Raw genomic sequence first — 1,319 nt, forward strand, 5'->3', positions numbered from 1 at the left:
ACTCGGTCCGCGAGTACCGGGGCCGCAAGGGCGAGCCGAAGGGCATCGGCTGGCGCGACCTGTGCGACCTGCTGGTCAGAGCGCACATCCAGCTCGGCGGCCCGATCGTGCTGGTCTGGGACAACCTGCGCATGCACCTGGTCGAGGCGATGCGCCGATTCATCGCCGACCACGCGGACTGGCTCACCGTCTTCCAACTTCCGTGTTACGCACCGGACTTGAATCCGCAAGAGGGCATCTGGTCACTGGTCAAACGCGACATCGGCAACCTTGCCGCAGCCGACCTCGGCCAGATCACTCGCGCCGTCAAGCGCCGGCTCAAGCAGATCCAGTACCGTCCGGACCTGGTCGACGGCTGCCTGACCGGCACCGGCCTGATCACGGACGACTGGCCGGCATCACGCATTCAAGCTCAGGCAGTAGCTTCGAGTGTTTCTAGACAGTGACTAAAATTCGCCCTTGAATGACAGTGTGGCGGTCAGTAAATTTAGCTGCCCGCCGGACTGTAGTCCGGCGGCGCCGTAGGTCGATATGCAGGGAGACAGGGATGCGCAGCAGGTTCAGGACCTGCCGCTGACTCGTGAAACGCGGGCCAGCGGGGTTCTTCAATAGCTTGGTTGCCCTGACAAGGCACCGTCCGAGGGAGACGTATGCCCTCAGTCGGACACCAGGTGACCCCGCTCGCGTATCCGAGGAGTGCACCTTGCTGGACCGTTTGATCGACCTCCTGTCTCAGACCCGGACCCTCCGCGCCCTGCTGGACTTCTGCATCGTCGTGGTCCGTCTGCTGCCCGCGTTGGTCGTGATCGTGGCGCTCATCCCCTCGTTCGTCGTCTTCGCGTTCATCCCCGCCGGGGCACGCAGGTCGGTTCTCGACATCGTGGACCGCCTCGCGAACTGGACCCTCGCCCGCTACTGAACTCGATTGAGTGATGTCGGTGCCGTTCGCCTGACAGCTGGCCGGCGGCACCGACCTGGCCCTGTGAGCGTCGGGTCGACGGACCCGAAATTGGTCGAAGCCCGAAGCTGCTGGTCAGCTACGGTGGCGGCATGCCTGAAAGTCTGCCCGAGGATGTAGCTGACGTGCTTGGCCTCGTCCTGAACCCGGACGAGCCGATTCACGTCGCCCTCCGACGGCAGGTGCCCCAACTCAGGGTGCAATCCCGCTGCAAGTGTGGGTGCGGCACTGCCTACTTCGACCTTGACGCCGACGCGTTGGAGCCCGCGCCAACGGGCCCCGGCACCGTCGTGGCTGCCGACGTACAGCTGTTCACCGAAACCGGCGAGTGCCCTGGTGAGGTCTTGGTCTTCGCGCAAGG

At 64.6% G+C, this 1,319-nt stretch carries 3 protein-coding genes; all 3 read left to right on the forward strand.

All coding sequences use genetic code 11. The annotated features are described in order from the left end of the window. A partial coding sequence (locus ACFV4P_RS35960) for a transposase (protein WP_380477692.1) occupies window positions 1–446 on the forward strand: 446 nt, incomplete at its 5' end. Between the two features lie 257 nt (window positions 447–703). Next, window positions 704–919, forward strand: a complete 216-nt coding sequence (locus tag ACFV4P_RS35965; RefSeq protein WP_380477693.1) for a hypothetical protein — start codon at window positions 704–706, stop codon at window positions 917–919. A 131-nt stretch (window positions 920–1,050) separates the two neighbouring features. Then, window positions 1,051–1,319: hypothetical protein (locus ACFV4P_RS35970; RefSeq protein WP_380477694.1), on the forward strand; the 269-nt coding region annotated here is incomplete at its 3' end.

This window comes from Kitasatospora sp. NPDC059795 (assembly GCF_042732175.1).
GTDB lineage: Bacteria > Actinomycetota > Actinomycetes > Streptomycetales > Streptomycetaceae > Kitasatospora.